Raw genomic sequence first — 26641 nt, forward strand, 5'->3', positions numbered from 1 at the left:
CGTAGGCTCTCAAGGGCATGGACGGTGGCTGAGGGAGAGACATGGTCAGGGCTGCGGTGTTGCGGGCGCAGGGCGAACCGCTGGTGGTCGGGGACATCGTGGTGGGGGAGCCGGGTCCGGGTCGGGTCCGGGTCCGGGTGGTGGCGGCGGGGGTGTGCCACTCGGACCTGTCGTTGGCCGATGGGACGTTGCGGCAGCCGGTGCCCGCGGTGCTGGGGCACGAGGGGGCGGGCGTCGTCGTCTCGGTGGGGGAGGGCGTCACGCGGGTCGCGGTGGGGGATCACGTGATCTTCAACTGGGCACCGCCGTGTCGGGAGTGTTGGTTCTGCCTTGAGGGGGAGCCGTATCTCTGCGCGCGGGCCGCTGACGCTGCCGAGGTTCCGCACGCGGCGTTGCCCGATGGGACCCCGCTCTACCCGGGGCTCGGTACGGGAGCCTTCGCCGAGGAGACAGTCGTGTCCGAGCGGGCCGCGGTGAAGATCCCCAAAGATCTGCCGTTGGAGCAAGCGGCGGTGTTGGGGTGTGCGGTGCTGACGGGCGCGGGAGCCGTGTTCAACACCGCACAGGTCAAACCGGGACAGTCAGTGGTGGTAGTCGGCGTTGGTGGTGTCGGGCTGTCGGTGTTGCAGGCCGCGCGAATCGCTGGGGCCTCCCCGATCATCGCGGTCGACGTACACCCGGAGAAGGAAGCGCTAGCGCGAGCACATGGTGCTACCGACTTTCTCGTCTCGGACTCCGCGACCGCCAAGACCATCCGGGGACTCACCGAAGGCCGTGGTGCTGACGTCGCGGTCGAGTGCGCCGGTGTCCCCGCGTCGATCCGCACCGCCTGGGCCTCGTCGCGGCGCGGAGGGCACGTGGTGGTCGTCGGTGTCGGGTCGGCCAAGGCGATCGTCGAGTTCAGCGCGCTGGAGCTGTACTTCTTCGGCCGCACCCTCACCGGCTGCCTGTTCGGCTCGACCGACCCCGACATCGACATCCCCCGCCTGCTGGACCTGGTCGCCGAGGGCAGGCTCGACCTCGCGGGCCTGGTCACCGCCGAGGTCGGCCTGGACGACGTGGAGACCGCGTTCGCCGACATGCGCGCGGGCCGCGGCGGCCGCACCCTCGTCCGGTTCTGACACGATCCCGTGCCCCCGACCGAGCACCCCGCCGTGAGCGCGCCAGAACCCCGCCCCCGTCCGGTCTCCGGCAGGTCGATCGCGGTGATCGCGGTCGGCATCCTGCTGCTCACCGTGACCACCGTCGTGCTGCTGTGGTGGCCCGCGACCAGCGGTCTCACCGACGAGAAGCTGGTCACCGCCCGGTTCGAGGCGGTCCGGATCGGCCTGAGCATCGGCATCGGCGGTGGCGGCGTGTTCGCGCTGTACCTGTCGTGGCGCAGGCAGCGGACCACCGAGCAGGACCTCGACAACCGCGAGCGGGCGCTGGCCCACCAGCGCGACGTGGCCGCCGACGCCAAGGCCCACCAGGACCGGATGGCCGCGATCACCGAGAAGGACGGCGTCGAGCGCCGCATCACCGACCTCTACACCAAGGCCGCCGACCAACTCGGCTCCGACAAGGCCCCGGTGCGCATGGCCGGGCTCTACGCCCTGGAGCGGCTCGCGCAGGACAACCCGGGCCACCGCCAGACCGTGGTCAACGTGTACTGCGCCTACCTGCGGATGCCCTACGACCCGCCACTGGGGAGCCTCCCCGAGGGCGGTGACCTGCTCGACCACCGGCAGCGCCTCGAGGAGCGGGAGGTCCGGCGCGCGGTCCAGCGCATCCTGCTGCTGCACCTGCGCCCGCAGACCCCGGAGTCGTTCTGGCCGGACATGGACCTGGGCCTCACCGGGGCGGTGCTCATCGACTTCGACCTCGACCGGTGCCGGATCCGCTCGTCGACCTTCGCGCTGGCGACCTTCAAGCACCGGACGAACTTCACCGGGACCGAGTTCGGCAGCTACGCGTGGTTCCGCTCCGCCACCTTCACCGACGACGTCAGGTTCGACGGAGCCCGGTTCGGCGGGCTGGCGAACTTCACCGAGGTGACCTTCCAGCGGTCGGCGACCTTCGCGGGTGCCGAGTTCCACGACGAGTCGAGGTGGCGCGATACGCGGTTCGAGCGAGGTAGGCCTGACGAGCTCGCCTGGGTGGACGCGCTCGGGGACCCGGATGACGGGGTAGCTGAGGTCACAACGGCCTGAGGTGGGTTGTTGCCAGGGTCTGGCGGTAGCGTGCCGCTCGCAACTACGCTCGATCCACCCCTGGGTCCCCGCCCCGAGTCCCCGTGAGAGGTGCGCCGATGACCGGCTCGGTCGCCATGCACATGAGCGATGGGTTGCTCAACCCCACGACCTCGCTGCTGTTCGTCGGCGTCGCCGTCGTCGGCCTCGCGGTGGCCACCGCCAAGGCGCGGGGTGACCTCGACGACCGGACGGCGCCGCTGGCCGGGCTGGTCGCCGCGTTCCTGTTCGCCACCCAGATGCTCAACTTCCCGGTGCTGCCCGGCGTCAGCGGGCACCTGCTCGGCGGCGCGCTCGCCGCGATCCTGGTCGGGCCGTGGGTCGGGGCGCTGTGCGTGTCGATCGTGCTGGTCGTGCAGGCGCTGGTGTTCGCCGACGGCGGGGTGACCGCGCTGGGCGCCAACGTCACCAACATGGCCCTGATCGGCACCGCGACCGGGTTCCTGGTGGCCACCGCGCTCAAGCGCTTCGCCACCGGCAAGGTCGGGCTGGTCGTGGTCGCGTTCGTCGCGGCCCTGGTCAACACCGTCGTCGCCTCGCTCGGGTTCGTGCTGGAGTTCGCGATCGGCGGCGACCCGGCGTTCAGCCTCGGCGCGGTCACGGCCACGGTGGTCGGCGTGCACTGCCTCATCGGCATCGGCGAGGGCGTGATCACCGCGCTCACCGTTGGCGCTGTCGCGGCCGTTCGACCCGACTTGGTCTACCTGCTGCGCGGCACTACCCGCCCGCTGGAGCTGCGTGAAGGGACCCCGGCGTGACCGCGAAGACCGGCGACACCGCTAAGACCCGCAATCTGTCCTTCCTCCTCGGGTTCCTCTTGGTCGCCCTCGTGCTCGCGGGCGCGGTGTCGTACCTGGCCGACTCCAATCCGGACGGTCTCGACCACGCGACCCTCAAGGGCTGCGAGGTAGTGGAGACCGCGGGCGGTGAGCAGCTACAGGGCTCCTGCATCGCTCAGAACGCCAAGGATCATCAGTTCGCAGGCAGCCCTCTAGCGGACTACGCGGTCGACGGCGGGGAGAACACCACCGGCCTCGCGGGCGTCATCGGTGTCGTAGTGACCGTTGTCGTCGCGGGCGGGTTCTTCTGGCTGCTGCGCAGGCGTCCCAAGGCGTGAGCGCGGTCCACGCACATCTGCTGCACCGGCCGGGGAACACCCCGGTCCACCGGCTCGCACCGCAGGTCAAGGTCGTGGCCGCGGTCACCGGGGTGCTCTGCGTGGTGGCGACGCCCCGCGAGCGGTTCTGGGCGTTCGGCCTCTACCTCGCCGTCCTCGCCGGGGTCTGGGTGATCGCCAGGATCCCGCCGGGGTGGCTGGCCGCACGGGCGCTGATCGAGGTGCCGTTCGTGGTCCTCGCGCTCGCCTTCCCGTTCCTCGCGGGCGGTCCGACCGTGGAGTTCCTCGGGCTCCGGCTCTCCGAGCACGGCCTGCTGTCCGGCTGGAACATCGCCGTCAAGGGCACCCTCGGCGTGCTGGTGTCGCTCACCCTGGCCGCGACCACGACACCGGGCGAGCTGATCGTCGGGCTCCAGCGGCTTCGGGTGCCGACCATGGTCATCACCATCGCCACCCTCATGTTGCGCTACCTCGACGTGATCGCCGCCGAGGCCCGCCGGATGCGGATAGCGCGTATCTGCCGTGGGCACGACCCGCGCTTCCTCTGGCAGGTTGGTGCCACCGCGCGCGGTATCGGGACCTTGTTCATCCGCAGCTACGAGCGCGGGGAACGCGTGCACCTCGCGATGGTCTCCCGTGGCTGGACCGGAGCCATGCCCGACCAGGGACAGCCCGCTGGGCGCCGCACCTGGCTCGTAGGACTCATCCCGACAGCTCTAGCCGCGATCGTGCTAGGTATAGCGCTGTGACACCCCCCGCCCTCTTGGTCGAACGCCTCGCCTACGCCTACCCGGATGGCCACCAAGCCCTCTTCGGTGTGAACCTGCGAGTCGAGCAAGGGGAACGGGTCGCGATCCTCGGCCCGAATGGCGCCGGTAAGACCACCCTCGTGTTGCACCTCAACGGCGTGCTCACCGGACAAGGCAAGGTCGCCGTAACGGGACTAGAGGTCAATAAACAGAATATGAAAGAGGTCCGGCGCAGGGTCGGAATCGTGTTCCAGGACCCCGACGACCAACTTTTCATGCCCACCGTTCGGGACGACGTCGCCTTCGGTCCCGCGAACTTCGGGTTGCGCGGACCTGAACTCGACGCCCGGGTCAAGCGCGCGCTCGACGACGTCGGGATGACCGAGCACGCGGACCGCTCGCCGCTGCACCTGTCCGGCGGGCAGCGCCGCCGGGTCGCCCTGGCCACCGTGCTGGCCTGCGACCCCGACGTGCTCGTCCTGGACGAACCCTCGGCCAACCTGGAGCCCCGCGCCCGCCGCGAGCTGGCCGAGGTGCTGCTCGGTCTCGGCCGGACCACGGTCATGGTCACCCACGACCTGCCCTACGCGCTGCAGCTGTGCCCGCGCTCGGTGCTCGTCGACGGGGGCGTCGTGGTCGCCGACGGGCCCACCCGCGACCTGCTCGCCGACGGCGCCCTGCTCGCCAGGCACCGCCTCGAACTTCCTTTCGGGTTCCGGCTCGACTAGTGTCCGTGGCACAACCGCATATCGGGCCGTACGAGTGGGACCGGGAGAGCCCTCGATCTTGATCGAGGCACCGAAGGAGCAAACTCCCCGTCAATCTCTCAGGTAAAGCTACCGTTCCCACCAGGCCACTCTGGAAAGCAGACGCGATCTCGGCGTCTCACCCACGGTGCAAGCCGCGCTCGCGGCGAAGCTCTCAGGTGCCATGACAGAGGGGGAGTTCCAGCGCCGGATCCGTCCATCCGGCGCGCTGCCAAGGAGCTCCCATGTCCCTCGTCCGCCGCACCCGGCACAGCGAACAGCCGCACGGCTGTCCACAACCCCCACACTCATCCACAGCCCGTCCGGTCGTGCTGCAGCCCGCGCGCCCGGCGTGCCACGCTGCGGACAGCACTGTTCCCAGCGCGCCGAAGGAGACCCGACTTCCATGAGCACCCCCTCCCCGCTGCACTCGGTGCACGAGGCGCTCGGTGCCTCGTTCACCGATTTCGCAGGCTGGTCGATGCCCCTGCGCTACGGCAGCGAGCTCACCGAGCACAAGGCGGTCCGCACCGCCTCCGGCCTGTTCGACCTCAGCCACATGGGCGAGATCGAGCTGACCGGTCCGGAGGCGGCCCAGGCGCTGGACTTCGCGCTCGTCGGCAAGCTGTCCGCGGTCAAGCCGGGCAAGGCCCGCTACACGATGATCTGCGACGCCGAGGGCGGCGTGCTCGACGACCTGGTCGTCTACCGGCTGGCCGCCGACAGGTTCATGGTCGTGGCCAACGCCTCCAACGCCGCCACGGTGGCCGCCGCGCTGCGCGAGCGGGCCGACGGGTTCGCCGTCGAGGTCAACGACCGCTCCGCGGAGCTGGCGCTGATCGCGGTCCAGGGCCCGACCTCCACCGCCATCATCGGCTCGGTCACCGACGCCGACCTCGACGCGCTCGCCTACTACGCCAGCGTGCCCTCGGCCATCGGCGGCATCGACATCCTGCTCGCCCGCACCGGCTACACCGGCGAGGACGGCTTCGAGGTCTATGTGGACGGTGCCAGGGCACCCGAGGTGTGGCGGCTGCTCACCGAGGCCGGGCAGGAGCACGGGCTGCTGCCCGCCGGGCTGGCCTGCCGCGACACGCTGCGGCTCGAGGCCGGGATGCCGCTCTACGGCAACGAGCTCAGCGCCTCGTTCACCCCGTTCGACGCCGGTCTCGGCCGGGTCGTGAAGTTCGACAAGGCAGGCGGGTTCGTCGGCAAGGAGGCGCTGGAGCGCCGCCGCGACGCCGACGTGGAGACCAAGGTGCTGGTCGGCCTGGTCGGTTCCGGCAAGCGCGCCCCCCGACACGGGTACGCGGTGCTCGACGGTGCCGGGGCGCAGGTCGGTACGGTCACCAGCGGCGCGCTCTCGCCGACGCTCGGCCACCCGATCGCGATGGCCTACGTGCCGGTCGCGGTCAGCGAGCCGGGCACCGCGCTCACCGTGGACATCCGCGGCACCAGCGCGCCGGTCGAGGTCGTCAAGCTGCCCTTCTACCAGCGTCAAGCCTGAAACCTGGAGATCGAGAACCAATGAGCAACCCGGAGAACCTCGGCTACACCACCGACCACGAGTGGGTCGACCTCGGCGACCCCGCCGCGGCCACGGTCGGCGTGACCAAGTACGCCGCCGACGCGCTCGGTGACGTGGTGTACGTGCAGCTGCCCGAGGTGGGCGCCACGTTGACCACGGGTGAGGCGTGCGGCGAGATCGAGTCCACCAAGTCCGTCTCCGACCTGTTCGCGCCTGCCGACGGCGTGGTCGTGGAGATCAACGAGGCGGTCGTGGACACCCCCGAGCTGGTCAACACCGACCCGTTCGGTGACGGCTGGCTCTTCCGCGTCCGCGTCCGCGTCGACGGCGAGCCCGAGCTGCTCGACGCCGCCGCGTACGCCGAGCACACCAAGGAGGGCTGATGGCAGGGACACCCACGTTCGGGCAGCGGCTGGCCGAGGTCGACCCGGAGATCTCCGCCGCGGTCGACGACGAGCTGCGCCGCCAGCAGTCGACGCTGGAGATGATCGCCTCGGAGAACTTCGCCCCGGTCGGGGTGCTCGAGGCGCAGGGCTCGGTGCTGACGAACAAGTACGCCGAGGGCTACCCCGGCCGCCGCTACTACGGCGGCTGCGAGCACGTCGACGTCGTCGAGCAGCTGGCCATCGACCGGGTCAAGGCCCTCTTCGGCGCCGAGCACGCCAACGTGCAGCCGCACTCGGGGGCCTCGGCCAACGCCGCGGCCATGTTCGCCGTCCTCAAGCCGGGCGACACCATCCTCGGGCTGGACCTGGCGCACGGCGGGCACCTGACGCACGGGATGAAGATCAATTTCTCCGGCAAGCTGTACAACGTGGTGGCCTACCACGTCGACAAGGAGACCGGCCGGGTCGACATGGCCGAGGTCGAGCGGCTGGCCAAGGAGCACAACCCGAAGCTGATCGTCGCGGGCTGGTCCGCCTACCCGCGCACCCTCGACTTCGCCGAGTTCCGCCGCATCGCCGACTCGGTCGAGGCGCTGCTCATGGTCGACATGGCGCACTTCGCCGGGCTGGTCGCCGCCGGTCTGCACCCGAACCCGGTGCCGCACGCGCACCTGGTCACCACCACCACGCACAAGACCCTCGGCGGTCCGCGCGGCGGTGTGGTGCTCTGCACCAAGGAGCTGGCCAAGAAGGTCAACTCGGCGGTGTTCCCCGGCCAGCAGGGCGGTCCGCTCGAGCACGTGATCGCGGCCAAGGCGGTGGCGTTCAAGATCGCCGCCTCCGAGGAGTTCGCCGAGCGGCAGCGCCGGGTGCTCGAGGGCGCCAGGATCCTGGCCGACCGGCTCTCCGCGCCGGACGCCGCCGCGGCCGGGGTGAAGGTGCTCAGCGGGGGCACCGACGTGCACCTGGTGCTGGTCGACCTGGTCGACTCGCAGCTCGACGGGCAACAGGGTGAGGACCGGCTGCACTCGATCGGGATCACGGTCAACCGCAACGCGGTCCCGTTCGACCCGCGGCCGCCGATGATCACCTCCGGGCTGCGCATCGGCACCCCGGCGCTGGCCACCCGCGGCTTCGACGCCGAGGACTTCGCCGAGGTCGCCGACATCATCGCGGTCGCGCTGCGGCCCGAGCTCGACGAGGCCACCGGTGCGGCGCTGCGCGAGCGCGTCGCCACGCTGGTGCGCCGCCGCCCGCTCTACCCGGAGCTGGGCTGATCGACCGCCCCGGGTGCCGCGCCGAGAACCCGGCGCGGCCCCGGTGGCCGAAGAAGGAGGATTGTCGTGGCGGTCAGCGTCTTCGACCTGTTCAGCGTGGGCATCGGCCCCTCGAGTTCGCACACGGTCGGCCCGATGCGGGCCGCCCTGATGTTCGTCGACGGGCTGCGGGCCGCCGGGGCGCTGCCGGGGGTGGCCAGGGTGCGCACCGAGCTGTTCGGCTCGCTCGGCGCCACCGGACACGGCCACGGCAGCGACAAGGCGGTGCTGCTCGGGTTGGAGGGCGCGCGCCCGGAGGACGTCGACACCGACTCGGTGCCGGTCCGGGTCGCCGAGATCAGGCGCAGCGGCCGGATCCGGCTGCTCGGCAGCCACGAGATCGCCTTCACCGAGGACGACGACCTGGTGATGCACCGGCGCAAGTCGTTGCCGCTGCACCCCAACGGCATGACCTTCGCCGCCTGGGACGCCGCGGGCACCGAGCTCTCGCGCCGCACGTACTACTCGGTCGGCGGCGGCTTCGTGCTGGACGAGACCGCGGCGGACGGCCCGGTCATCTCCGCCGACACCACCCCGGTGCCGTTCCCGTTCCGCTCCGCGGCCGACCTGCTGACCCACTGCGAGAACAGCGGCAAGTCCGTCGCGCAGGTCATGCTCGCCAACGAGCTGGTGTGGCGCACCGAGGCCGAGGTCCGCTCCGGCCTGCTGCACATCTGGCAGGTCATGCAGGACTGCGTCACCAGGGGCTGCGAGCAGGACGGGGTGCTGCCCGGCGGCCTCAAGGTCCCCCGCCGCGCCAAGGCGCTGCACGACAAGCTGCTGGAGGAGGACGGCGCGGGCGACCCGCTGTACGTGATGGACTGGGTGAGCCTGTTCGCCCTGGCCGTCAACGAGGAGAACGCCTCGGGTGGCCGTGTGGTCACCGCCCCCACCAACGGCGCCGCGGGCATCATCCCCGCCGTCCTGCACTACTACACCCGCTTCCTGTCGGTGGCCAACGAGGACGGTGTGGTCGACTTCCTGCTCACCGCCGCCGCGATCGGCGTGGTGCTCAAGGAGACCGGCTCCATCTCCGGCGCCGAGGTCGGCTGCCAGGGCGAGGTCGGCTCCGCCTGCGCGATGGCCGCGGCAGGCCTGACCGCCGTGCTCGGCGGGACCGTCGCCCAGGTCGAGAACGCCGCCGAGATCGGCCTCGAGCACCACCTCGGGCTCACCTGTGACCCGGTCGGCGGCCTGGTGCAGATCCCCTGCATCGAGCGCAACGCGGTCGGCTCCACCAAGGCCATCAACGCCTCCCGGATGGCCCTGCGCGGCGACGGCACCCACGTGGTGCACCTGGACAAGGTCATCAAGACCATGCGCGAGACCGGCGCCGACATGCACACCAAGTACAAGGAGACCGCCCGCGGCGGCCTGGCCCTCAACGTCATCGAGTGCTGACTCATCGAGTGCTGACCGCGGTGGGCGGCCTGCCCGCCCACCGCGGCAGTCCTCAGCGCTCGGACGCGCTCGCGCCTGGAGGGTGATCCCGGTGCGGGGCCTGGCTCACGCCGCGAGGAAGTCCTCGGTGGCCTGGGGGAGCGGGTCGTGCTCGGCCAGGACCAGCGGGTGCCTGGCCGCGGCGAGGTCCACACAGGACGGGTCGGTGCACTCGGCCGTGCCGAGGAGGCCATCGGGCAGCAGCAGGGTGCCGTGGCAGTGGCTCAGGTCGTCCGCGCAGTCGGCGCACGTCATGAGGCCCTCCTCGTCGTCGCGGCCACCGCCTTCTGGAGCTCGTCGCGGGTCATCTTGGAGCGGCCCTTGATGTCCAGTTCGCGGGCCATCTTGTCCAGATCGGCCTTGCTGAGCGTATCGAGGTCCTCGCCGCCGGTAGCGGACCCCGGGGTGCCCCGGCGATTCTTGCGGCTCTCCACGCTCTTGCTCAGCGCCTCGAACAGGTCGACGACCTTGGTGGGGGAGCTGGGCTCCTCGCCGACGACGACCTCGCGGCCCGCCTTCTTGTCCTCGATGAGCTTCTCGACCCGCTCGGTGTAGGTGTCGTGGTACTCCTTGGGGTCCCACTGCTCGGTCATCGAGTCCACCAGCGAGATCGCCATGTCCAGCTCCTTGCCGCGGGCCGGGGTGATCTCCGGCAGCGACTTGAGCTCCTTGGCCGGGTCCCGCAGGTCCTCGGCGAACAGCATCGTGGTCAGCAGCAGCAGGTCGTCGTCCCCGGCGCGGATCGCGGTGAGGTACTCCTTGCCGCGCATGACGAACGTCGCCACCCCCGCGCGGTTGGTCTTGCGCATCGCCTGCAGGAGCAGCCCGTAGGCCTTGCCGTACTCCTCCTTCGACGGCGCCAGCCAGTACGTCTTCTGGAAGTGGATCGGGTCGATCTCCTCCAGCGCCACGAACGAGGAGATGTCGATGGTGCGGGAGCGGCCCGGCGCGATCCCGTCCAGCTCGTCCGGCTCGATGATCACGTACTCGCCGCCGCCGATCTCGGCGCCCTTGACGATGTCGGCGAACGCGACCTCCTCGCCGGTGCGCTCGTTGACCCGCTTGTAGCGGATCCGGTCGCTCGTGCCGCGCTCGAACTGCCGGAAGCTGATCGTGTGGTCCTCGGTGGCCCCGTACATGTCCACCGGGACCGTGACCAGCCCGAAGTTGATCGCACCGTGCCAGATCGGTCGCGCCACGCCAGCCTCCCGGGTGTGTCCCTGCCTCCAGTGTGGACCAGGGACACCGGAAAAGTCCTGTTCAGCGCTCGTCGGTGACCAGCCCGGCACGCAGCGTCTCCAGGGTGCGGGTCAGCAGCCGGGACACGTGCATCTGCGAGACGCCGATCTTCTCCGCGATCTGGGTCTGGGTCATGTTCTTGAAGAACCGCAGCAGCAGGATCCGCCGCTCCCGCTCCGGCAGCCGCTCGATCAGCGGCCGCAGCGACTCGTGGTCCTCGATGCCCAGCAGCGCCGCGTCGTCCTCGCCGAGGGTGTCGGCCAGCGGGTCGGAGTCGGGGTCGCCGGAGGACAGCGCCTCGTCGAGCGACACCGACTGGTACACCTGACCGGCCTCCAGGCCCTCGTACACCTCTTCGCGGCTCATCCCCAGGTGGGCGGCGATCTCGCTGGGCGTCGGCGCCCGGCCCAGCCGCTGGGACAGCTCGTTGCCCGCGGCGGTGATGGTCAGGTGCAGCTCCTTGAGCCTGCGCGGCACCCGAACCGACCAGGCGGTGTCGCGGAAGTACCGGCGGACCTCGCCCATGATGGTCGGCACCGCGAAGGACAGGAAGTCGATGCCGCGCTCCGGGTCGAACCGGTCGACCGCGTGGATCAGCCCCACGGTGGCGACCTGGGTGAGGTCGTCGCGGGCCACGCCGCGGTGGGTGAAGCGCATCGCGATGTGCTCGGCGAGCGCCAGGTGCCCGGTGACCAGCTTGTCGCGCACCGCCTCCCGCCTGCCGTCGTCCTCCGCCAGCGAGACCAGCTCGGCGAACAACGGCGCCAGGTGGCTGTACTCGTGGGAGGAGCCGGTCGGGGTCTCCGCGCTCACCAGGCACCCGCAGTCTCGGCCCGCACGACGCTGATGTGCACGTTCGCTCTCCCGTCCGGCCCCGGTCCCACCCCGCAGTCGACACTATCGGCGAGCGCCTCGAGCACCCGCCACCCGAACGAGGTGGTATCGATCTCGGCGCCCGTCGCGGCGAGCACCGAGGCCTCCACCCGCAGAGCGCCCGCCTGCCGCACGAGCGCGCAGTCCACCACCGCCCCCGGCGCGGCGAGCCCGATGAGCGTCGCGCACACCTCGTCGACGGCGAGGATCAGGTCGGTGGCGCCGTCCGGGCCGTCACCGAGCCCGGTGGACACCGCCGCGGCGACCTCCCGCACCACCGGGAGGTTCGCCCAATCGGCGCGCACCCGCACCAGGACGCGGTCGCCGACCGACCGCGGCCCCGGCGCGGCGCCGGGCGCCGCCCACGAGTCGCTGCTACCGCTCATCGTCGCCGGGCCTGCGTCATGTGCACCACGTACCCCGAATCGCCTGCGAGGACACCTGCGCGTTCGAGTGGCGGGCCCGGCGGATCCCGCGCCTAGGCGCGGGTCCCGTCCGCGATCGGGCCCAGCACGTCGTAAGGCGGGACCCAGCCCTGCTCCACCAGCACCCGGTGCAGGTCGCGCACCGCCTGGTCCACCTCGGCCCGTTCCTGGCCCGCCTCGGCGAGAGCGCGCGCCGCGTCGAGCAGCGCCACGTCCAACCGGATCGGGTCGGCGGCGGTGTCGACGGGGTCGTCGCTGACGAGGTTGCGCCGCAGGTAGCTGTCCAGCGGCTCGACCGACGGCTCGGCGAACAGGCCGACCACCAGGTGCGCCACCCGGTGCAGCTTGGTGTTGTACTGCTGCGAGAGCCGCACCAGCGCGTCGAACGCCTCCTTCGGCGAACACCGCCGCAGCACCACCAGCACACCCATGGCCTGCTCGATGGTCGCCCTGGTCCGCAGCGCGCGCCGCAGACCGTCCAACTCGGACTGCAACTGGGCCACCAGCGAGTTCGGGTCCGGCGTCACCGGCACCCCCCGGCTCGCCTATGCGGTCTTCGCACCGCGGTGCCCATGCGGTCTTCCCTCCCGGTCCACGTCCACTCGGCCGATCCCCCGTGTCCTCGGGGGACGACAAGGGGGGCGCGATCGGCGAGGGGGCGCGTCACGGGCGACGACCGGCCGCCAGGACAGGCGGGAGCCGTGCAGCACGCAGCCCCCTCGCTTCACGCGAGTGCCAGGCGGCGACGGTGCCCTGCGGCTGGGCCGCTGGGCGGGTCTGCCTGGGTGTCGCCCCCGGCTGTGCTGCGGCTGCTTGCTCAACCGCTACCGGAGCACTCTAAAGATCACGCCGAAGCGGGCACAAGGCGGGTCGGGCTCCGTCCGGCGAGCCGTCACCGGCGCCCCTACGGTGGGGTGCGCGAGCCGCACGACGAGGTGACACGGAAAGGAGCCAGACATGCTGGCGGTGACAGAGGCTGCTGCGGACGCGATCAGCGCGTTGACGGCCCAGGACGGCATCGAGGAGACCGGTGGGCTGCGGTTCACCCTGGTGACCCCGCAGGTGGAGGGCACGCCGCTCGCGGTGGCGCTCGCGCCGGAACCGGTGGCGGGCGACCAGGTCGTGACCGGACCCGCGGGGGCGCACGTGTTCCTCGAGCCGGGCGCGGCCGAGTTGTTGTCCGACAAGGTGCTCGACGTGCAGGCCGATCCGCACGGCCAGTTGAACTTCGCGGTGCTGCGCCAGTCCGAGGACGACCAACCGGTCTGACCGCGCCGTGAACGCGCGCGGTGGGGCCGTTTTTCCCGCCGTGGGGTCGCGTTCTCGCGCGGCACGGCTGTGTTCAACGCACAGCAGGGCTGCGTTCAACGCGCAGCAGGGCTGTGATCTGCGCTATCGAGTGATTGAAACCACCCCACCCGGGTAACCCGAAATGGGGTGGATCGGACTCGGGAGGCGCTCATGGCACGCAGCAACCGGTTGGCTTTGGTCTCGTCGGCGAAGGCACCGCTGTGGCGCGGGCTGGACTACGGTCCCGCGGTCGTGGTGCTGAGCCCGTCGGCGACGCGGCCGCGGGAGCTGCCCGATGCCTGGCGCCCGTTGGAGCAGCTGTACCAGGTCGCCTGGTGCGCGGTGCCGCCGCAGGCCGGTGGCGCGGGTTCGCTCGACCGGCTCGAGGACGTGCTGGAAACGCTGGCCGACCGCGCTACCAGGACCCAGGTCGTGGCGCACACGGCGCTGACCGAGGTGGCCTGCCGGGTCGTCGCGGAGTTCCCGGAGATCGTGCGCGGCCTGGTGCTCGTCGGCCAGGGGCGCGTGCGCGAGGAGACCGGCGTCCCGACGACCGTGATCGCGGTACCCGGTGACCACGTCGGGCCCGGCTCGCTGGCCCGGCCCGACGTGGTCGCCGACATCGCCGAGGTGCTCGCGGCGGGGGAGCGGCGGATCAGGACCCGGCCGCGGTTGGCCGGTGTGCTCGGTCTGGCAGTGGCGTCCGACACCCCGGGCGGGATCGCCGTGGGCGGCTGAGCCCTGCGTGGGCGACCACCCCGCGCGGGCGAATATCGTGGGGGCCATGAGCACACACTTCGACGTCGTGGTCGTCGGCGCGGGACCGGGCGGGTACGTCGCGGCGATCCGGGCGACCCAGCTCGGCCTCAAGACCGCGATCATCGAGGAGCGCTACTGGGGCGGTGTCTGCCTCAACGTCGGCTGCATCCCCTCCAAGGCCCTCCTGCGCAACGCGGAGCTGGCGCACATCATCCAGCACGAGACCAAGACGTTCGGCATCCAGGTCGACGGCTCGATCAGCCTCGACTACGGCGCCGCCTTCCAGCGCTCCCGCACCGTGGCCGACGGCCGCGTCAAGGGCGTGCACTACCTGATGAAGAAGAACGGCATCACCCAGTACAACGGGTGGGGCACCTTCCGCGACGCCAACACCATCGAGGTCGCCCTCTCCGATGGCGGCACCGAGACGGTGACCTTCGGCAACGCGATCATCGCCACCGGCGCCACCACCCGCCTGCTGCCGGGCACGTCGCTGTCCGAGCGCGTGGTCACCTACGAGGAGCAGATCCTCTCGGACACGCTGCCGGAGAGCATCGTCATCGCGGGCGCGGGCGCCATCGGCGTCGAGTTCGCCTACGTGCTGCACAACTACGGCGTGCGGGTGACCATCGTCGAGTTCCTCGACCGCGTGGTGCCCTTGGAGGACGAGGAGGTCTCCAAGGAACTGCTGCGCCGGTACAAGAAGCTCGGCATCGAGGTGCGGGTCGGCACGAAGGTGGAGTCCATCGACGACTCCGGCGCCAAGGTCAAGGTCACCGTGTCCAAGGGCGGCACCAGCGACGTCATCGAGGCCGACAAGGTGTTGCAGGCCATCGGGTTCGCGCCGCGGGTCGACGGTTATGGTCTGGAGAACACCGGCGTCAAGCTCACCGAGCGCAAGGCCATCGAGATCGACGGTTTCTGCCGCACCTCGGTCGACCACATCTTCGCCATCGGCGACGTCACCGCGAAGCTCATGCTGGCGCACGCGGCCGAGTCCATGGGGGTCATCGCCGCGGAGACCATCGCGGGCGCGGAGACCATGGAACTGGACTACGTGATGATCCCGCGCGCAACCTACTGCCAGCCGCAGGTCGCCAGCTTCGGCTACACCGAGGCCCAGGCCCGAGAGAAGGGCTACGACGTCCAGGTCGCCAAGTTCCCGTTCACCGCCAACGCCAAGGCGCACGGCCTCGGCGACCCGGTCGGCTTCGTGAAGCTGATCAGCGACAAGACCCACGGCGAGCTGCTGGGCGGTCACCTCATCGGCCCCGAGGTCACCGAGCTGCTGCCCGAGCTGACCCTGGCCCAGCAGTGGGACCTGACCGTGCACGAGGTGGCCCGCAACGTCCACGCCCACCCCACCCTCGGCGAGGCCGTCAAGGAAGCGATCCACGGGCTGGCCGGACACATGATCAACATGTGATCGGCCCCGGTCCGCGGTCGCCCGCCGATCGCGGACCGGGTGGCCCTCGTCCGGGTGAAAGTCCTGGTTGGACGGCGGGCGTGGCGGCGAGCGGGTACTCGACGGGCACGGCACGTCCCCGAATCGAGGAGCGACCCGCCATGCCTTCGTCGACCACGCGTCGCGTTCTGTCCACGGCCATCGCACTGTCCGCACTGGTGGCAACCGCCCAACCCGCTTCCGCAGCGGTCCTACCCGGGATGTCGGCCGCCTTCTCGGTGGCGGCCTCGGCCCACAACAAGCCCCGGAACCTGGTCTTCACGCTGACCAACTCCGATATCCCGAGCACGTTCACCTTCTCCTTCACCCTGACCCTGCCGACCGGGACGATGCCGCTCGGTGGCGAGACCAGCACCTGCACCGACACCACGATCTCCGACACGCCTCCCACCGATCCCGGCGGCGGGATCCCCGGTGGCCGCGCGGCCCTGGTGGCCGACGTCCGCTACGTCGACGGCACCATGACCAGCCCCACGTCGACCTGCACGGTCACGATCCCGCTGACCGCGTCGGACGAGGGCGTCTACACCACGTGCTCCGGTGACCTCGCCGACCTCGCCGGTCTCACCCCGCCCGCGACCTGCGCCTCGATCTACTTCGCGGAGCCGTACGCCTCCTGACCCGTACCGCCGGGCTTGCTTGCCCGGGCGGGTGAAAAACGCCACCTGTCCGGATGCGACGTCCACCGGGGACGGCGGCGGGCGGGGTGGACGGGGTACTCGCCAGAGGGAAGCACTGCCCCCGGCCACCAGGTGAGAGGTGAACCTCGATGTCCAGTTCGCGCCGATTCCTGATCGCCGCCCTCGCGGTGACCACGTCGACCACGCTCGTCGCGGGTGCCCAACCGGCTCTCGCCGCGCCCCAGGCGGGGCTCGACGCGGCCTACAGCGTGCGAGCGGCCGCGGCGGGCAGCACGCGGACGCTGACGTTGACCATCGCCAACTCCGACACCCCGGCCGCGACCCCGTTCTCGTTCGCGCTGACGCTCCCGCCCACCATCACCCGGCCCGGAGCACCCACAACGACCTGCACCACGGCGACAGTGCTCGCCACCCCTCCCGCGGGCCGCACCATCACGGTCACGGGAACCCTGGCCGCCGCGGAGGCATCGTGCACGATCACCATCCCGGTGACCTCCGCGGTCCAGGGCACCTCAGCCACCTGCGCCGACGACATCGAGAACCTGACCGGCCTCACCCCTCCCGCCCGCTGCGCCTCGATCTACTTCGAGGAAGCGAACGCCAGCTGACCGGGCAGGCCGATGCGGTGTCCGGAGTGGACGACCACTCCGGACGGTCAGGCCGACCACGAGGGCTGACCCGCTCGGGTCAGCCCTCGGCGCGTTCGCGGGCGTCGTAGGCGAGGTCGGCGTAGTCGGGGACCGGGTCGGTTTCCTTGAGGGTCACAAGGTCCTCGGGCCGCGCCCGCGCGGGCAGTTCGCCGAAGCGGGCGTGCCGGAGGAACGCGAACTCCTCGTCGGTGAATCGCTCGGTCATGCCCACATTGTGCTGTTCGTGGCCGTCGACAGCACCATCCGGGTGGGCGTCGCCCGTTCAGCCGCACGCGGGCACGGGCGAACGGGCGTGCATCTGGCTGTGCGTCGCGTACACAGGGTATTCGAGTGAACACGTTCGGCTGAACAGCTGGAACGTGCGCTGTACGGAAGACGGCGGGCGAATGGCGGGCGATGATCTTCGTGGCCCAACTCCGGGCCCGACATCGAGGAGCTGTCATGCGCAGTGTCTCCCGACGCTGGATGATGCCTGCCGCACTCGCGCTGGTGAGCGCGACCGTGGTCGGGCTGGCCCAGCCCGCCGCCGCCGCACCCCCCGCCTACTACGGATCCGCCACCGCCACCGGCGCCGAGGCCACCGTGGTCCCCCTGCTGGTGCCGCCCCTGCCGCCCGCCGCCAGGGCGAACGTCAACGTCACCAACGTGGTCCCCACCAGCCAGACCACCGGCTTGCCGAACCTGACCGCTCCGGTGCTGGGCAGCCTCGGCGCCATCAACACCTCGGCCTCGCTCACCGACACCGCCACCACCCGCACCGCCGCGGGGGTCGCGGGCATCACCGACGTCGCGCTGGTCAGCCTGCTCGGCTCCGCGCTGCTCTCGGCGGACTCGATCAGCTCCTCGGCCACCGCCTCGGTCACCCAGGGCTCGACGACGGTCGTCAAGGCAGGCGCGGTCAGCGTCCAGAACCTGCAGGTCGCGGGCCAGACCTTCAACGGCGCCCTGCCCACGCAGACCATCCCGGTGACCGTCAGCGGACTCTCGGTCACCGTCTACCTCAATCAGCAGGTCTTGGCGGGCAACCAGATCACGGTGATCCCGGTGCGCGTCGTGTCGACCGCGTTCGGCCTCGTCGTCGGTGACGTGCGGATCGGCGAGACCCGGGCGTACCTGAACCCGACCCCGTAGGCCTCCCACCCGTGCCCACCTGCTGAGGGCGCGGCCGCGCAGGACACGAGAACGGCCCCGCGAGCGTCATTGCCCGCGGGGCCGTTGTCCACGGCGAGCCTCAGACCAGGGGCCGGTCGGTCGGCTCGATGGGGCGGGGCAGCACCGAGCGCTGGGTCAGGTACGCGTCGACCCCGGCCGCGGCGGAGCGGCCCTCGGCGATGGCCCAGACGATCAGCGACTGGCCGCGGCCCATGTCGCCCGCGGTGAACACGCCGTCGACCGAGGTCTGGAAGTCCTGGCCGCGGGCGACGTTGCCGCGGGGGTCCAGGTCGACGCCGAGGTCGGCGAGCAGCGCGCCCTTCTCCGGGCCGACGAAGCCCATCGCCAGGGTGACCAGGTCGGCCGGGATCTCCCGCTCGGAGCCCGCGACCGGGGTGAACCGGCCGTCGACCAGCTCGACCTCGGCGAGCCGCAGCGCGCGGACGGCGCCCCCGGCGTCACCCACGAACTCCGTGGTCGACACCGAGTACACCCGCTCACCGCCCTCCTCGTGCGCGGAGGTCACCCGGTACAGCAGCGGGTAGGTCGGCCACGGGTTCGCGTCGGCCCTGGCCTCCGGCGGCTTGGGCATGATCTCCAGCTGCGTCACCGACGCCGCGCCCTGCCGGTGGGCGGTGCCGACGCAGTCCGCGCCGGTGTCGCCGCCGCCGATGACCACCACGTGCTTGCCCTCGGCGTGGATGGGGGAGCGGTCGAGCGTCCCGGCCGCCACCCGGTTCGCGGGCGGCAGGTACTCCATCGCCTGGTGCACCCCGGCCAGCTCACGCCCCGGGATGGGCAGGTCGCGCCACGCGGTAGCGCCACCGGCCAGCACGACCGCGTCGAACTCCGCCCGCAACTGCGCCGCGGTGACATCGACGCCGACATCGACACCCGTGCGGAACTCGGTGCCCTCCGCGCGCATCTGCGCCAGCCGCCGGTCGAGGCGCGCCTTCTCCATCTTGAACTCCGGGATGCCGTACCGCAGCAATCCGCCCACCGCGTCGGCCCGCTCGAAGACCACCACGTCGTGGCCCGCGCGGCTGAGCTGCTGCGCCGCGGCCAACCCCGCCGGACCGGACCCGACCACGGCGACCCTCTTGCCGGTCCTGGTCGCGGGCACCTGCGGGGTGATCCAGCCCTCGTCCCAGGCCCGGTCGACGATCGACACCTCGACCCGCTTGATCGACACCGGGTCGTCGTTGATGCCCAGCACGCACGCCGACTCGCACGGCGCCGGGCACAGCGTGCCGGTGAACTCGGGGAAGTTGTTGGTCGCGTGCAGCCGGTCGGCGGCCCGCTTCCAGTCCTCCCGCCACACCAGCGTGTTCCACTCGGGGATCAGGTTCCCCAGCGGACAACCCTGGTGGCAGAACGGGATCCCGCAGTCCATGCACCGCCCGGCCTGCTTCTGACCAGCCTCTGCCCTGAACTCGGCTGTGGTGGACTCCTCGTAGACCTCGCGCCAGTCCTTGAGCCTGAGGAACACCGGTCGGTGCTTGGCGTTCTCGCGCTTGGTGGTCAGAAAGCCCTTGGGGTCAGCCATGTGCGGCCTCCATGATCGCCTGGTCGATGTCGCGGCCCTCGGCCTCGGCGGCCGCGCGCGCGGCGAGCACCCGCTTGTAGTCGGTGGGCATCACCTTGGTGAACCGGCTGACCTCGTTGTCCCAGTCCGCGAGCAGCGCCCGGCCGACGGCGGAGTCGGTCTCGGCCACGTGCCTGGCCACGACCCCGCGCAGGAAGTCGTTGTCCTCCACCGACAGCGGGTCGAGGTCCACCATCTCCGGGTTGACCCTGGCCGGGTTCAGGTCGAGCACGTAGGCGATGCCGCCGGACATGCCCGCCGCGAGGTTGCGCCCGGTCGGCCCGAGGACCACGACGCGGCCGCCGGTCATGTACTCGCAGGCGTGGTCGCCCACGCCCTCGACGACGGCCAGCGCGCCGGAGTTGCGCACGCAGAACCGCTCGCCGACCTTGCCGCGCAGGAACACCTCGCCGGAGGTCGCGCCGTAGGCGATGACGTTGCCCGCGATGACGTGCTGCTCGGCGGCGAACTGCGCCCCCGGGTGCGGCCGCACGGTGATCCGGCCGCCGGACAGGCCCTTGCCGACGTAGTCGTTGCCGTCGCCGACCAGCCGCAGCGTCACCCCGCGCGGCAGGAACGCGCCGAAGGACTGGCCCGCGGTGCCGGTGAAGGTCACGTCGATGGTGTCGTCGGGCAGGCCGTCGCCGCCCCAGCGCTTGGTCACCTCGGACCCGAGCATGGTGCCCACGGTCCGGTTCACGTTGCGCACCGGCAGTTCCAGCCGCACCTTGTCGCCTGAGGACAGCGCGCCCTCGGCGAGCTGGATCAGCGTGTTGTCCAGCGCCCTGGCCAGGCCGTGGTCCTGCGCGACGGTCTGGTGCCGGGCCGCGCGCGGCTCCAGCGGCGGCACGAAGAAGATCGGCGTCAGGTCGAGCCCGGCCGCCTTCCAGTGGTCGATCGCGCCCCGGGTGTCGAGCAGTTCGGCGTGCCCGACCGCTTCCCGGATCGAGCGGAAGCCCAGCGCCGCCAGGTACTCCCGCACCTCCTGGGCGATGAACTCGAAGAAGTTGACCACGTACTCGGCTTTGCCGCTGAACCTGGCCCGCAGCACCGGGTTCTGCGTCGCGACGCCGACCGGGCAGGTGTCGAGGTGGCACACGCGCATCATCACGCAGCCCGACACCACCAGCGGCGCGGTGGCGAAGCCGAACTCCTCGGCGCCCAGCAGCATCGCGACCACGACGTCGCGACCGGTCTTGAGCTGGCCATCGGTCTGCACCACGATCCGGTCGCGCAACCGGTTGGCCAGCAGCGTCTGCTGGGTCTCGGCCAGGCCGAGCTCCCACGGGCCACCGGCGTGCTTGATCGACGACAGCGGCGACGCGCCGGTGCCGCCGTCGTGCCCGGAGATCAGCACCACGTCCGCGTGCGCCTTGGAGACCCCCGCGGCGACCGTGCCGACGCCCACCTCGGACACCAGCTTCACGTGGATGCGGGCCGCCGGGTTGGCGTTCTTGAGGTCGTGGATGAGCTGGGCGAGGTCCTCGATGGAGTAGATGTCGTGGTGCGGCGGCGGGGAGATCAGCCCGACGCCCGGGGTGGAGTGCCGGGTCTTGGCGATCCACGGGTACACCTTGGTGCCCGGCAGCTGGCCGCCCTCGCCCGGCTTCGCGCCCTGCGCCATCTTGATCTGGATGTCGTCGGCGTTGACCAGGTACTCGCTGGTGACGCCGAACCGGCCGGAGGCGACCTGCTTGATGGCCGACCGCCGAGCGGGGTCGTAGAGCCGGTCGGAGTCCTCGCCGCCCTCGCCGGTGTTGGACTTGGCGCCCAACCGGTTCATCGCGATCGCCAGCGTCTCGTGCATCTCCCGCGAGATCGAGCCGTAGGAGATGGCACCGGTGCCGAACCGCTTGACGATCTCGCTGACCGGCTCGACCTCGTCGATCGGCACCGGCGGCCGCACGCCCTCCCGGAACGCGAACAGCCCGCGCAGCGTCTTGAGCGCCGCGGACTGGTCGTCGACGAGCCGGGTGTAGTCCTTGAACACCTCGTAGCGCCCGGCCCTGGTGGAGTGCTGGAGCTTGAACACCGTCTCCGGGTTGAACAGGTGCGGCTCGCCCTCGCGCCGCCACTGGTAGTCGCCGCCCACGGCCAGTTCGCGGTGGTCGGCGTGCACACCGCCGACCGGGAAGGCCACCGCGTGCCGCTGCCGCACCTCCTCGGCCAGCACGTCGAAACCGATGCCGCCCAGCCGCGAGGTGGTGCCGGTGAAGCAGGTGTCGACCACCTCCGAGCCGAGGCCGAGCGCCTCGAAGATCTGCGCACCGTGGTAAGAGGCCACAGTGGACACACCCATCTTGGACATGGTCTTGCGCACGCCCTTGCCCAGCGCCTTGATCAGGTTGCGGGCCGCCGTATGCGGGTCGATCGCCCCTCGGATGAGGCCGCGCCTGGCCATGTCCTCCACGGTCGCCATCGCCAGGTACGGGTTCACCGCCGACGCGCCGTAGCCGATCAGCAGCGCCACGTGGTGCACCTCGCGCGCGTCGCCGGACTCCACGACCAGGCTCACCTGGCTGCGCGTCTTCTCCCGCACCAGGTGCTGGTGCACCGCGCCGACCAGCAGCAGCGACGGGATCGGGGCGAGCTCGTCGTCCACGCCGCGGTCGGACAGGACCACGACCCTGGCGCCCGCGCGGATCTCCCGCGACACCCGGGCGCGGATCTCGTCGAGCTGCTCGCGCAGCGCGTCACCGCCGCCGTCGACGTCGAAGCGGCCGTGCACGGTGACCGACCGGAACTCCGGCAGGTCGCCGTCGTCGTCGGCGTGCGCGATCTTGGCCAGCTCGTCGTTGTCCAGCACCGGGAACGGCAGCGTGATCCGCCGGCACGACTCGGCCGTACCCGCCAGCAGGTTCGGCTCCGCGCCGAGCTGGGTGCCCAGCGAGGTCACCAGCTCCTCGCGGATCGCGTCCAGCGGCGGGTTGGTCACCTGGGCGAACAGCTGGCTGAAGTAGTCGAACAGCGGCCGCTGCGCGCGCGAGAGCGGGGCCAGCGGGGCGTCGTTGCCCATCGACCCGATCGGCTCGGCACCGGTGCGCGCCATCGGCTCCAGCAGCAGGGTCAGCTCTTCCTCGGTGTAGCCGAACGCCTGCTGCCTGCGCACGAGCGAGGAGTGCGTGGGGACCTCGCGCGCCCGGGCGGGCAGCTGCGCCAACGGCAGCAGGCCCTTGGCGGCCCACTCGCCGTACGGGTGCGCCGCGGCCAGCTCGCCCTTGATCTCCTCGTCGTCGACCACCCGGCCCGCGGCGGTGTCCACCAGGAACATCCGGCCCGGCTCCAGCCGACCCTTGCGCACGATGGTGGTCGGGTCGATGTCGAGCACGCCGACCTCGCTGGCCAGCACCACCAGGCCGTCCTCGGTCACCCAGTAGCGGGCCGGGCGCAGCCCGTTGCGGTCGAGCACGGCACCGATCTGGGTGCCGTCGGTGAAGGCCACCAGCGCGGGCCCGTCCCACGGCTCCATCAGCGTCGAGTGGAACTGGTAGAACGCCCGGCGCGCCGGGTCCATCTCGGTGTGGTTCTCCCACGCCTCGGGGATCATCATCAGCACCGCGTGCGGCAGGCTGCGGCCGCCCAGGTGCAGCAGCTCCAGCACCTCGTCGAAGGACGCCGAGTCGCTGGCGCCGCGGGTGATCACCGGGTAGATCCGCTTGAGGTCACCGGGGATCAGGTCGCTGGCGAGCATCGACTCGCGGGCGTCCATCCAGTTCCGGTTGCCGCGCAGGGTGTTGATCTCGCCGTTGTGCGCGACGTAGCGGTACGGGTGCGCCAGCGGCCACGACGGGAAGGTGTTGGTGGAGAACCGGGAGTGCACCAGGCCGATCGAGCTGGTCACCCGCTCGTCGGACAGGTCGGGGAAGAACGACTCGACCTGCGGCTCGGTGAGCATCCCCTTGTAGACGATCGTCCGTGCCGACAGCGAGGCGAAGTACACGTCCGAGGCGTGCTCGGCGCGCTTGCGCACGCAGAAGGCCAGGCGCTCCAGGGCGAGTCCGTCGACACCGTCCGCGGCGGCCAGGAACAGCTGCGAGAAGTACGGCATCACGGCCAGCGCGGAAGCGCCGGTGTGCTCGGGGTCGACCGGGAGCTCGCGCCAGCCCAGCACGACCGCGCCCTCCTCGGCCGCGATCGCCTCGACGGTCGCGACCACCTCGGCGCGCGCGGCCTCGTCGGTCGGCAGGAACGCCGTGCCGACCGCGTACGCACCGGGGTCGGGCAGGGCGAAACCGGTGACGTCCCGGTAGAAGGCGTCGGGGACCTGGATCAGGATGCCCGCGCCGTCGCCGGTGTCGGGCTCGGCGCCACGGGCACCGCGGTGTTCGAGGTTGCGCAGGGCGACGAGTGCTTTGGCGACGATGCCATGGTCTCGGCGGCCCGCGAGGTCGGCCACGAAGGCGACCCCGCAAGCGTCGTGCTCGTACTGCTCGTCGTAGAGACCACCTTCGCGGTGGTCTTGGCGGGTCGTCATGACTAGCGGCCCTCCCAGTGCTCTGGATGCGCGCACACGGGCGTGCTCTCGAGCGGCTGGGCGGGCGGGGGGCGCACGACACCAGCCGCGCGTGGGCCCGGTGCCGCGCCTCGAAACGGTGCGGTGTGAAAAGACGGCTTCGCCCGGGCTCGGGCGGTGGGCGCACCTCGTCGTGCGGGATGTCGTGCCGCGGACTGCCGCGGCACGGGGGTGGCAGCGCACCTCGTCGTGCGGCCTGGGTCGCGGGTCCGGCGGTCGGTTCTCCGGTGCGGAGTCGTGCCGTCACCCGCGCGGTGGGGCTACCCGGGGTCGTCCGGGGTTCTCATGACAATAGTGTGAACTCGGCGTATCCGGGATAGGCCAAGCGGCCCCCGTGGTGAACACCACGTGGTCTTGACCGGCGTATCGTCGTCGACACGCGCTCTGACCTGCGGCGATGGTGCGGGGGAGCAATTCGGGCAGTTGGTGCGTTAGAGGGATATCCAGTGAAATAGCCCGTTGGCCGAGGAGTCGGAAGTGCCCATCCTGTTGATCGTCCTGCTGGCAGTGGCCGCCGAGATCACCGTGATGGTCTCGGTCGGGAGCGCCATCGGCGTGCTGCCCACCATCGGTCTGCTCATCGCGGCGACCCTGCTCGGCGGCTTCCTGTTGCGCCGGGAGGGCACCCGCACGCTGGCCGCGCTGCGCGAGGCGGTGTTCCTGCGCCGGACGCCCGAGCGCGAGGTCGTCGACGGCATGCTGATCGCCGCGGCGGGCGTGCTGGTGGTGCTGCCCGGGTTCATCAGCGACGTGCTGGCGCTGCTGTTGCTGCTGCCGCCGACCAGGGCGCTGCTGCGCAACCGGATCATCCGGCGCGCGGAGCGGTCCCGGCCGGTGATCGTGGTCGACTCGGTGGTGGTCGACCCCGACGCGGTCGCCCCGACGGTCATCCAGGGCACTGTCGAGCGGTGAGGACCGGTTTGTCCGATTGAGGTCTAGACCAATTGTTCACCTGTTGAGGTGATCCCCTTGCCAGTGGGGGGTGGGCCGCCGCCGGCAACGGTGAGGATCGGGCCATGCGAAAACTACTGAGCGTGGTGGCGGCCGCGGCACTGGCGGCGCTGGCCGCGGTTCCCGCGTCGGCCACCGGGCACGGCGTGTTCGAGACCTGGCGCGAGGGCGCCAAGGCGGTCACCTACGACGTGCAGAAGGTGCCGGTCGGCGCCAGGGTCGCGGTCGTCCCGCTGGCGACCGGCCGCAAGACGAGCGTGCTGCTGTGGGTGCACGGCCTGCTGCCGTACCGGCACTACGGCGCCCACGTCCACGTCAAGCCCTGCGGCCCCAACCCCGCCGACGCCGGTCCCCACTTCCAGGACCAGGCCGACCCGGTGCAGCCCTCGGTCGACCCCGCCTACGCCAACCCCCGCAACGAGATCTGGCTCGACTTCGCCACCGACGACAAGGGCTCCGCCATCGCGATCGCCAACGTCCTGTGGCGCTTCGGCGACCGCCCGGCCGCCGCCGTCATCATCCACAACGAGCACACCCACACCGGCCCCGGCGAGGCGGGCACCGCGGGCCCCCGCCTGGCCTGCGTCAACGCCCGGTTCCGCTGACCCGGCCTTCCGTTAGGGATGACGGAGCAAGGCCGGGGCCGCACCGCGTCCCCGGCCTTCGTCCCCGCTCAGTCCGGTAGGCGCTCCTGGAGCCAGCCGGGGCCGATGAAGGACGCGCCCACCGCGGTGCAGCGGGTGCGGAGTTCCCGGTCGGCGGTGACCACCAGGGCGCCGGGGTGGGCCTGGGCGACCTCGACGATCTTGTCGTCGCCGTTGTGGTCGGCGGAGACGACCTCGACGCCGGGGACGGCCGTGGTGCGCTTCGCCTGGCCCTCCACCACCAGGATGATCTCCGGGTAGGCCAGGTCGAACGGCGGCAGGCCCGGGAAGCCGTCAGCCGCGGCCAGTCGGTCCCGCAGTCGGGCCGCCGCGCCCGCTCGGTCGCGCCACCAGCCGTCCGGGCGCGAGCCCATGACGTTCGCGCAGTCCACCACCAGCACCCGCGGCGCCAGGCACTCCCGCAGCCGCGTCCAGTTCGCCGCGAACGGGCCGAACAGCGGCAGGTCCGTCACCCCGTCGACCGGCACCCACGCCACCCCGGCGGTCTCGTCCGACACCGGGTCCACCGGGAACCGCGAGGCGGCCGAGGCGATCACCGTCTCGTAGGTCCACCCCCCGTGGTCCTCCACGACCACACCGAACGGGCGCACCAGCGCCGGGTCCAGCGTGCTCTCCTCGCCCGCCTCCCGCAGCGCCGCGGTGATGGTGTCCTCGTGGCTGTCCCGCGCCCCGCCGAACATCCCCCACGTCCCGCTCCCGCTGATGCCGCCGCCGCGCTCCTGCAGCAGGACGTGCCCCTCGGCGACCGGCAACAACCCGGCCGCGCCGTGCTCGCCCCAGTGCTCGTGCCCCTGCCCACAAAGGACCACACGGTCCCCGTCACCCCTGCTCATGCGACACCTCCCTGTCGCCGGGCACCCTAGGGGAGCGCGCCGACGATCACCCGCCGACGCACCGGTCCTCCGGGAGAGCCGCCACCG

The 26641-nt window shown here is 71.4% G+C and carries 27 protein-coding genes and 2 riboswitches; of the genes, 18 read left to right on the top strand and 9 right to left on the bottom strand.

Going from position 1 to position 26641, the window contains the following annotated elements; translation table 11 throughout:
- Positions 1-41 precede the first annotated feature (41 nt).
- The 10 genes from BMY07_RS16270 to BMY07_RS16315 all read left to right on the top strand — a co-directional run bounded on the left by BMY07_RS16270 (position 42) and on the right by BMY07_RS16315 (position 9474).
- Entirely contained in the window at positions 42-1121 is a 1080-nt protein-coding gene (locus BMY07_RS16270) for an alcohol dehydrogenase catalytic domain-containing protein (protein WP_092778998.1), read from the top strand.
- A 33-nt stretch (positions 1122-1154) separates the two neighbouring features.
- Positions 1155-2192: a pentapeptide repeat-containing protein gene (locus BMY07_RS16275; protein WP_143073513.1), complete on the top strand. Its 1038-nt coding sequence runs from the start codon at positions 1155-1157 to the stop codon at positions 2190-2192.
- A 98-nt stretch (positions 2193-2290) separates the two neighbouring features.
- Positions 2291-2989, top strand: coding sequence for an energy-coupling factor ABC transporter permease (locus BMY07_RS16280; protein WP_092779002.1), 699 nt, complete (start codon positions 2291-2293; stop codon positions 2987-2989).
- Positions 2986-3348, top strand: a complete 363-nt coding sequence (locus tag BMY07_RS16285; RefSeq protein WP_245782418.1) for a PDGLE domain-containing protein — start codon at positions 2986-2988, stop codon at positions 3346-3348. The genes BMY07_RS16280 and BMY07_RS16285 overlap by 4 nt, the downstream gene beginning before the upstream one ends.
- The gene (cbiQ, locus tag BMY07_RS16290; protein WP_092779004.1) at positions 3345-4097 is read left to right on the top strand and encodes a cobalt ECF transporter T component CbiQ; all 753 of its coding nucleotides are present in this window, start codon (positions 3345-3347) and stop codon (positions 4095-4097) included. Before BMY07_RS16285 ends, cbiQ begins: the two co-directional genes overlap by 4 nt.
- Positions 4094-4825, top strand: coding sequence for an energy-coupling factor ABC transporter ATP-binding protein (locus BMY07_RS16295; protein WP_092779006.1), 732 nt, complete (start codon positions 4094-4096; stop codon positions 4823-4825). The genes cbiQ and BMY07_RS16295 overlap by 4 nt, the downstream gene beginning before the upstream one ends.
- A 31-nt stretch (positions 4826-4856) precedes the next feature.
- Positions 4857-4949, top strand: a riboswitch (glycine riboswitch).
- Positions 4950-5044: riboswitch (glycine riboswitch) on the top strand.
- 205 nt (positions 5045-5249) lie between these two features.
- Entirely contained in the window at positions 5250-6350 is a 1101-nt protein-coding gene (gene gcvT / locus BMY07_RS16300) for a glycine cleavage system aminomethyltransferase GcvT (protein ID WP_092779008.1), read from the top strand.
- A gap of 20 nt (positions 6351-6370) precedes the next feature.
- Positions 6371-6754: a glycine cleavage system protein GcvH gene (gene gcvH, locus BMY07_RS16305; protein ID WP_092779010.1), complete on the top strand. Its 384-nt coding sequence runs from the start codon at positions 6371-6373 to the stop codon at positions 6752-6754.
- Positions 6754-8034 (top strand): serine hydroxymethyltransferase, encoded by a 1281-nt coding sequence (locus tag BMY07_RS16310; protein ID WP_092779012.1) that lies wholly within the window; start codon positions 6754-6756, stop codon positions 8032-8034. Before gcvH ends, BMY07_RS16310 begins: the two co-directional genes overlap by 1 nt.
- Positions 8035-8100: 66 nt before the next feature.
- Positions 8101-9474 carry an L-serine ammonia-lyase gene (locus tag BMY07_RS16315; RefSeq protein WP_092779014.1) on the top strand — a complete coding sequence of 458 codons (1374 nt, stop codon included), beginning with the start codon at positions 8101-8103 and terminating at the stop codon, positions 9472-9474.
- Between the two features lie 105 nt (positions 9475-9579).
- Here the strand turns inward: BMY07_RS16315 and BMY07_RS16320 are convergent, their stop codons facing one another.
- The 5 genes from BMY07_RS16320 to BMY07_RS16340 all read right to left on the bottom strand — a co-directional run bounded on the left by BMY07_RS16320 (position 9580) and on the right by BMY07_RS16340 (position 12577).
- A complete protein-coding gene (locus BMY07_RS16320; protein ID WP_092779016.1) occupies positions 9580-9768 on the bottom strand; it encodes a hypothetical protein in 189 nt (62 codons plus the stop codon).
- A complete protein-coding gene (ku, locus tag BMY07_RS16325; protein ID WP_092779018.1) occupies positions 9765-10712 on the bottom strand; it encodes a non-homologous end joining protein Ku in 948 nt (315 codons plus the stop codon). The genes BMY07_RS16320 and ku overlap by 4 nt, the downstream gene beginning before the upstream one ends.
- A gap of 61 nt (positions 10713-10773) precedes the next feature.
- Entirely contained in the window at positions 10774-11565 is a 792-nt protein-coding gene (locus BMY07_RS16330; RefSeq protein ID WP_092779020.1) for a SigB/SigF/SigG family RNA polymerase sigma factor, read from the bottom strand.
- Positions 11562-12011 (bottom strand): hypothetical protein, encoded by a 450-nt coding sequence (locus tag BMY07_RS16335; RefSeq protein WP_092779022.1) that lies wholly within the window; start codon positions 12009-12011, stop codon positions 11562-11564. The genes BMY07_RS16330 and BMY07_RS16335 overlap by 4 nt, the downstream gene beginning before the upstream one ends.
- Positions 12012-12103: 92 nt before the next feature.
- Entirely contained in the window at positions 12104-12577 is a 474-nt protein-coding gene (locus BMY07_RS16340; protein WP_143073514.1) for an ANTAR domain-containing protein, read from the bottom strand.
- 430 nt (positions 12578-13007) lie between these two features.
- Here BMY07_RS16340 and BMY07_RS16345 point away from each other — a divergent pair, with 430 nt between their 5' ends.
- The 5 genes from BMY07_RS16345 to BMY07_RS16365 all read left to right on the top strand — a co-directional run bounded on the left by BMY07_RS16345 (position 13008) and on the right by BMY07_RS16365 (position 16813).
- The gene (locus tag BMY07_RS16345) at positions 13008-13319 is read left to right on the top strand and encodes an iron-sulfur cluster biosynthesis protein (protein ID WP_092779026.1); all 312 of its coding nucleotides are present in this window, start codon (positions 13008-13010) and stop codon (positions 13317-13319) included.
- A gap of 192 nt (positions 13320-13511) precedes the next feature.
- Positions 13512-14078: a hypothetical protein gene (locus BMY07_RS16350; RefSeq protein WP_092779028.1), complete on the top strand. Its 567-nt coding sequence runs from the start codon at positions 13512-13514 to the stop codon at positions 14076-14078.
- A 46-nt stretch (positions 14079-14124) separates the two neighbouring features.
- Entirely contained in the window at positions 14125-15525 is a 1401-nt protein-coding gene (gene lpdA, locus BMY07_RS16355) for a dihydrolipoyl dehydrogenase (RefSeq protein WP_092779030.1), read from the top strand.
- A gap of 140 nt (positions 15526-15665) precedes the next feature.
- Positions 15666-16184 carry a DUF7933 domain-containing protein gene (locus BMY07_RS16360; RefSeq protein ID WP_143073515.1) on the top strand — a complete coding sequence of 173 codons (519 nt, stop codon included), beginning with the start codon at positions 15666-15668 and terminating at the stop codon, positions 16182-16184.
- 149 nt (positions 16185-16333) lie between these two features.
- Positions 16334-16813 (top strand): DUF7933 domain-containing protein, encoded by a 480-nt coding sequence (locus BMY07_RS16365; protein ID WP_092779034.1) that lies wholly within the window; start codon positions 16334-16336, stop codon positions 16811-16813.
- A 79-nt stretch (positions 16814-16892) separates the two neighbouring features.
- Here BMY07_RS16365 and BMY07_RS34385 read toward each other — a convergent pair whose 3' ends face one another.
- Positions 16893-17060 carry a hypothetical protein gene (locus BMY07_RS34385; RefSeq protein WP_177215603.1) on the bottom strand — a complete coding sequence of 56 codons (168 nt, stop codon included), beginning with the start codon at positions 17058-17060 and terminating at the stop codon, positions 16893-16895.
- Between the two features lie 236 nt (positions 17061-17296).
- On the opposite strand from BMY07_RS34385, the gene BMY07_RS16370 reads away from it, so the two are divergent.
- Positions 17297-17986: a hypothetical protein gene (locus tag BMY07_RS16370; protein WP_143073516.1), complete on the top strand. Its 690-nt coding sequence runs from the start codon at positions 17297-17299 to the stop codon at positions 17984-17986.
- Positions 17987-18086: 100 nt separating this feature from the next.
- Here the strand turns inward: BMY07_RS16370 and BMY07_RS16375 are convergent, their stop codons facing one another.
- Entirely contained in the window at positions 18087-19553 is a 1467-nt protein-coding gene (locus BMY07_RS16375; protein ID WP_092779038.1) for a glutamate synthase subunit beta, read from the bottom strand.
- Complete coding sequence (gene gltB / locus BMY07_RS16380) at positions 19546-24066, bottom strand: glutamate synthase large subunit (protein WP_092779040.1); 4521 nt, start codon at positions 24064-24066, stop codon at positions 19546-19548. The genes BMY07_RS16375 and gltB overlap by 8 nt, the downstream gene beginning before the upstream one ends.
- Positions 24067-24582: 516 nt before the next feature.
- Here gltB and BMY07_RS16385 point away from each other — a divergent pair.
- Positions 24583-25017: an FxsA family protein gene (locus BMY07_RS16385; protein ID WP_245782419.1), complete on the top strand. Its 435-nt coding sequence runs from the start codon at positions 24583-24585 to the stop codon at positions 25015-25017.
- 104 nt (positions 25018-25121) lie between these two features.
- Positions 25122-25661: a superoxide dismutase gene (locus BMY07_RS16390; RefSeq protein WP_092779042.1), complete on the top strand. Its 540-nt coding sequence runs from the start codon at positions 25122-25124 to the stop codon at positions 25659-25661.
- A gap of 68 nt (positions 25662-25729) precedes the next feature.
- On the opposite strand, the gene BMY07_RS16395 is transcribed toward BMY07_RS16390, so the two are convergent.
- Positions 25730-26554, bottom strand: coding sequence for an NUDIX domain-containing protein (locus BMY07_RS16395; RefSeq protein ID WP_092779044.1), 825 nt, complete (start codon positions 26552-26554; stop codon positions 25730-25732).
- Positions 26555-26641: the final 87 nt, after the last annotated feature.

The sequence above is a fragment of the Actinokineospora terrae genome, assembly GCF_900111175.1.
GTDB lineage: Bacteria > Actinomycetota > Actinomycetes > Mycobacteriales > Pseudonocardiaceae > Actinokineospora > Actinokineospora terrae.

Bases quoted from the DNA above. Each gene is read 5' to 3' on its own strand.
- BMY07_RS16270 (WP_092778998.1), top strand. From the start codon at position 42: ATGGTCAGGGCTGCGGTGTTGCGGGCGCAGGGCGAACCGCTGGTGGTC.
- BMY07_RS16280 (WP_092779002.1), top strand. From the start codon at position 2,291: ATGACCGGCTCGGTCGCCATGCACATGAGCGATGGGTTGCTCAACCCC.
- gcvT (WP_092779008.1), top strand. From the start codon at position 5,250: ATGAGCACCCCCTCCCCGCTGCACTCGGTGCACGAGGCGCTCGGTGCC.
- gcvH (WP_092779010.1), top strand. From the start codon at position 6,371: ATGAGCAACCCGGAGAACCTCGGCTACACCACCGACCACGAGTGGGTC.
- BMY07_RS16310 (WP_092779012.1), top strand. From the start codon at position 6,754: ATGGCAGGGACACCCACGTTCGGGCAGCGGCTGGCCGAGGTCGACCCG.
- BMY07_RS16320 (WP_092779016.1), bottom strand. From the start codon at position 9,768: ATGACGTGCGCCGACTGCGCGGACGACCTGAGCCACTGCCACGGCACC.
- BMY07_RS16335 (WP_092779022.1), bottom strand. From the start codon at position 12,011: ATGAGCGGTAGCAGCGACTCGTGGGCGGCGCCCGGCGCCGCGCCGGGG.
- BMY07_RS16345 (WP_092779026.1), top strand. From the start codon at position 13,008: ATGCTGGCGGTGACAGAGGCTGCTGCGGACGCGATCAGCGCGTTGACG.
- BMY07_RS16350 (WP_092779028.1), top strand. From the start codon at position 13,512: ATGGCACGCAGCAACCGGTTGGCTTTGGTCTCGTCGGCGAAGGCACCG.
- lpdA (WP_092779030.1), top strand. From the start codon at position 14,125: ATGAGCACACACTTCGACGTCGTGGTCGTCGGCGCGGGACCGGGCGGG.
- BMY07_RS16360 (WP_143073515.1), top strand. From the start codon at position 15,666: ATGCCTTCGTCGACCACGCGTCGCGTTCTGTCCACGGCCATCGCACTG.
- BMY07_RS16365 (WP_092779034.1), top strand. From the start codon at position 16,334: ATGTCCAGTTCGCGCCGATTCCTGATCGCCGCCCTCGCGGTGACCACG.
- BMY07_RS34385 (WP_177215603.1), bottom strand. From the start codon at position 17,060: ATGACCGAGCGATTCACCGACGAGGAGTTCGCGTTCCTCCGGCACGCC.
- BMY07_RS16370 (WP_143073516.1), top strand. From the start codon at position 17,297: ATGCGCAGTGTCTCCCGACGCTGGATGATGCCTGCCGCACTCGCGCTG.
- BMY07_RS16375 (WP_092779038.1), bottom strand. From the start codon at position 19,553: ATGGCTGACCCCAAGGGCTTTCTGACCACCAAGCGCGAGAACGCCAAG.
- gltB (WP_092779040.1), bottom strand. From the start codon at position 24,066: ATGACGACCCGCCAAGACCACCGCGAAGGTGGTCTCTACGACGAGCAG.
- BMY07_RS16390 (WP_092779042.1), top strand. From the start codon at position 25,122: ATGCGAAAACTACTGAGCGTGGTGGCGGCCGCGGCACTGGCGGCGCTG.
- BMY07_RS16395 (WP_092779044.1), bottom strand. From the start codon at position 26,554: ATGAGCAGGGGTGACGGGGACCGTGTGGTCCTTTGTGGGCAGGGGCAC.